The following is a 4,559-nucleotide window of genomic DNA, read 5'->3' as shown; positions in this document are numbered from 1 at the left end:
ATTTGAACCTGCGACCCCTTGATCCCAAATCAAGTGCACTACCAAGCTGTGCTACATCCCGAAATATAAGTTCCCAATGGGAACTGTTTTTTTTAATAAAATGGCGCGCCCAGTAGGAATCGAACCCGCAACCTTTTGATCCGTAGTCAAACGCTCTATCCAGTTGAGCTATGGGCGCGTATCTTGTTGTTCTTATCAACAACGCTTTGTTATTATAACAGAGTTCGTGTTGATTTGCAACAACTTTTTTTATTTTTTCACAGCTTGATTTTTAGGATTGGTGGGGATGACGGGACTCGAACCCGTACGATGTTTCCATCACCGGATTTTAAGTCCGATGCGTCTACCGATTCCGCCACATCCCCATTTGTTGGAGGTACCTGCCAGATTTGAACTGGCGATCACAGAGTTGCAGTCTATTGCCTTACCACTTGGCTAAGGTACCATTTCGCTGTGCTTTATTATTATATATGAACTCCTATCAAAATGCAAGGCTAAAATGAAACGATTTTCGGCGTTTTTCAAAACGGAAAAGGCGCCGATTGCGACGCCTTTTTTCATACGCTCAGTCCACAAAGACTCAGCTTTTTAACTGTTTTTAACTTTGATCCACAGATCTGCCAGTTTCTTTTTTAAAACCTCATTGTGCTTGAATACTTCATCCTTCGGATAACCAACGCGCGGCAGATACGCCGGATTTCCATCATATTCTCCACCCACGGCGCTCATTTCTTCCAGCACATTCTTGTTGCTGGAAGCATAGCCGACCGTGCTGGAGTTGTCATAGGAAGCGTCGTCAGACAAAATGTAATTGATGAATTCATTGGCCAGCTTCGGACATTTCGCATTCGCCGGGATGACCATTGCGTCGCTCCACAGGTTCGTGCCTTCCTCCGGCAGCCAGTAAGCCATGTCCTCATTTTCAGACAGAATATAAGCCGCGTCGCCGCTGTAAACGACGGCGATATCCTTTTCGCCGGTGACCATGCCGTCGATGACTTCATCTGTCACATAGGAAGGATCGACCTTCTTATCCATGTCCAGCAGCCATTCATAAGCTGCCTGAATCTCGTCTTCATTTTCTGTATTCATCGAATACCCCAGCGCCTTAAACGCCATCATGAACGAATCCCGCTCGGAGTCATAGACGAACACATGTCCCTTGTATTTCTCATTGCGCAGCACGTCGAAGCCCTGCGATTCCACATCTGCCGGATCGACGTTGTTCTTGTTGTAGACAATTCCGACCATGCCCCAGAAATATGGCGCAGAGTAGGTGTTATCCGGATCGTAGGACAAACCCTTGACGCCGTCGGCCAGGTTCGCCAGATTCGGAATCATCGACTTATCCAGCGGCTGAAGCATATTTTCGTCGATCATCCGCTCGATCATGTAATCGGAAGGCACCAGCACGTCATACTGACTGCCGCCCAGCAGCTTCGTATACATTTCCTCGTTGGAGGCAAACATGGAGTAATTGATTTTGACATTGTACTGTCTTTCAAAGTTGGACAGGACGTTTTCCCCGACATATTCGCCCCAGTTGTAGACGTTCAGCGTGCTGCAGCCGTAGACCTCCTGCGGATCAATGTCGCTCTTGCCGCCGCCCCCGCAGCCGCCAAGCGCAACGACCATCAGGCCGCACAAACCCAGTTTAACCCAGTTTTTCATTTTTCTTCAATTTCCTTTCTTTCATCAGCGGAACGACGTTGACCAGAATCAGAACGACGGTGATCATCACCACAATGATCGTGGACAGCGCGTTGATGCTCGGATTGATCCGCTTGTACATCGAATAAACGTAAATCGAGATGTTGTTGATGCCCGGACCGGTTGTAAAGAATGAGATGACGAAGTCGTCAAACGACATCGTGAAGGCGATCAAAGCACCGGAAACGATGCCCGGCATGATCTCCGGAACGATGACCTTCGTCAGGGCCTGCCATGGGGTCGCGCCCAGATCCAGCGCAGCTTCCGGCAGGTTGGGATCCATCTGGCGGAGCTTGGGCATGATGCTGAGCATGACGTAGGGAATACAGAATGCGATATGCGCCAATAACAGCGTCATGAAGCCGGTTTTAATATTTAACGAAGTAAACAGAAGCATCAAGCCGATCGCCGTGACGATTTCCGGGTTCATCATCGGCAGATTGTTGATCTGCAGCGTGAGTTCCTTGACGATCCGCCTGGATTTGGACAGACCGATCGCCGCGATCGTGCCGACGATCGTGGAAACCACCGTTGCGATGACCGCGATGACCACAGTGTAATAGATCGACTCCATAATCGTGCGGTTGGCGAACATCTTTTCATACCACTGCAGTGAGAAACCGGTGAATTTGCTTAACGACTTACTGTCGTTGAAGGAGAAGACGATGACATAGAGAATCGGCAGATAGAAGAATGCGAGAACCAGTAACAGATAAAACCGGGAAAACAAGGATTTCAGTTTTTTCATGCGCGGGTTTCCCCCTTATTCTCATAGTCGACCTTCTTGGTGATAAACATCGAGATCATGATGATCACCGCCATGATCAGCGAAATCGCCGAGCCGAAGTTCCAGTCGCCGGTAGAAATGAAGTAGTTCTCAATCAGGTTGCCGACCAAAACGTAATCGCCGCCGCCCAGAAGCTTCGGAATGAAGAAGCTCGATACCGCCGGCAGAAAGACGAGCGTAATGCCGGAAATGACGCCCGGCATTGACAGCGGCAGCGTGACGCGCAGGAAGGTCTGCACCTTGTTGGCGCCCAAATCCTCCGCCGCGGTTAACAGGCTCTGATCCATTTTAGTCAGCGACGTATAGATCTGTAAAATCATAAAGGGAATAAAGTTATAAACCATGCCGACAAACACCTTGAATTCGCTGCTGACCGGAAAGTTCAGCAGAATGCCGCGCCAGGCGTAGGTTCTGACAAGCATGTTGATCCACATCGGCAGCGTGATCAGCAGAACCATGATCGCTTTGCGGTTGCCGTCGAGCTTGGCGATGAAATACGCCGCCGGATAGCCTAACAACACGCAGATGACCGTCGTGATCAGCGCGATCTTTAACGACCGCCACAGCACGTTGGGAAAAATACTGTCGGAGAAAAAGCGGGCGAAGTTATCGAGCGTAAACTGCAGCGTCAGTACGGAGTTGCCCTGCTTGGTGAACGCGTACAGCACGATCAGAAGCATCGGCGCCAGAATCATGATTGCGATCCAGATCAGATAGGGATACAGCATGCGCGCAAATGATTTCATAGCGGCTTACACTCCCATCTTGGACATGACGTGAATGTCCTCCGGCGCGAATTTGAGATCGACTTTCTTGCCTTCCTCCTGGAAATCCGTAGTGTGGATCTTGAAGATACGGCCTTTGGTCGCAAAGGTGATGTCGAAGTCGCCTTCCGTGATCGTTTCCGGATCGAAGTCATATTTCACTTCGCTGATCTCGATCGGACTGTCGTCCTCCAGATCCCAGGCTTCGGCGCTGGCCCACATTTTCAAATCGGTGTTCAGCGCGACGCTCTCTTTGATTTCATCCGGTGTTTTATAGAAGTCAAAGGCGGTAATGCCGATGTTATGCTTGTTGTCCTCGACATACTTCGGCTCGACGACGCTGATTTTAATCGTGATCGAGGTGCCCTTGGAGGTGCCGAAGGTCGCCGGATAGGTGCCGGGCTGCGGCTTGATGTCATAATCGACGGTGGACAGAGAAATAAATTCATCTTCCTCATCCCAGGCCTGTGCGTTGGCGCGGGCGATGACGTCGGCGTCGGTCATCTCCGCGACGTCCTCCAGGTCCATCGTGAAGTCGTTGGCAGAAATTTTTTCATGCGCTTCCGGATTCACTTTATCATGGTTGGCCAGAACGTGCATCTTAACCGTCTTCGCGGTACCGGATACCGTCTGGACCATGATTTCGTAATGGACGCCCTTAAACAACAGCGACTTGACCTCGCCGGTAAGGATCCCCTGACCGCGCGGCACGATGTCGATGTCTTCCGGGCGGATCACGATATCGACGTTTTCATTCTTTTTAAAGCCGAAGTCCACGCACTCATAGATCTTATCGTCAAACATGACGCGGTAGTCTTCCTTCATGACCCCGTCGATGATATTCGATTCGCCGATAAAGCGGGCGACGTATTCGTTTTCCGGTTCGTTGTAGATTTCTTCCGGGGTGCCTATCTGCTGGATTTCGCCATCCTTCATGACGACGATCTTATCAGACATCGTCAGGGCTTCTTCCTGATCGTGGGTAACGAAGATAAACGTGATGCCGACTTCCTTCTGAATTTTTTTCAGCTCGTGCTGCATTTCCTTGCGCAGCTTGAGATCCAGCGCGCCTAACGGTTCGTCCAAAAGCAGAACCTCCGGCTCGTTGACCAACGCGCGGGCAATCGCGACACGCTGCTGCTGACCGCCGGAAAGCAGGGTGACGTTGCGTTTTTCAAAGCCTTCCAGACCGACTAAGGAAAGCATCCGCATGACCTTCTGTTCGATGACGTCCTTGGACTGCTTCTTGATTTTCAAGCCGAAGGCAATGTTTTCATACACGTTCATGTGCGGAAACA

At 50.3% G+C, this 4,559-nt stretch carries 4 protein-coding genes and 3 tRNA genes; all 7 read right to left on the bottom strand.

Annotated features, from left to right (window positions below; all coding sequences use genetic code 11):
• Positions 1-101: 101 nt before the first annotated feature.
• A tRNA-Arg gene (locus AC5OW4_RS14575) sits at positions 102-178 on the bottom strand.
• Positions 179-278: 100 nt separating this feature from the next.
• Positions 279-365 (bottom strand) — tRNA-Leu (locus AC5OW4_RS14570).
• Positions 366-371: 6 nt separating this feature from the next.
• A tRNA-Cys gene (locus tag AC5OW4_RS14565) sits at positions 372-445 on the bottom strand.
• 143 nt (positions 446-588) lie between these two features.
• A complete protein-coding gene (locus AC5OW4_RS14560) occupies positions 589-1,671 on the bottom strand; it encodes an ABC transporter substrate-binding protein (RefSeq protein ID WP_072684890.1) in 1,083 nt (360 codons plus the stop codon).
• Positions 1,655-2,458 carry an ABC transporter permease gene (locus tag AC5OW4_RS14555; RefSeq protein ID WP_072684889.1) on the bottom strand — a complete coding sequence of 268 codons (804 nt, stop codon included), beginning with the start codon at positions 2,456-2,458 and terminating at the stop codon, positions 1,655-1,657. Before AC5OW4_RS14555 ends, AC5OW4_RS14560 begins: the two co-directional genes overlap by 17 nt.
• On the bottom strand, positions 2,455-3,243 hold the full coding sequence (locus AC5OW4_RS14550) for an ABC transporter permease (RefSeq protein WP_072684888.1): 789 nt from the start codon (positions 3,241-3,243) through the stop codon (positions 2,455-2,457). Before AC5OW4_RS14550 ends, AC5OW4_RS14555 begins: the two co-directional genes overlap by 4 nt.
• 6 nt (positions 3,244-3,249) lie before the next feature.
• Positions 3,250-4,559, bottom strand: a 1,310-nt coding sequence (locus AC5OW4_RS14545) for an ABC transporter ATP-binding protein (protein ID WP_493677148.1), incomplete at its 5' end; no start/stop codon positions are given.

The organism is Holdemania sp. (assembly GCF_986127675.1).
This window is presented reverse-complemented; position numbering and strand designations above follow the sequence as displayed.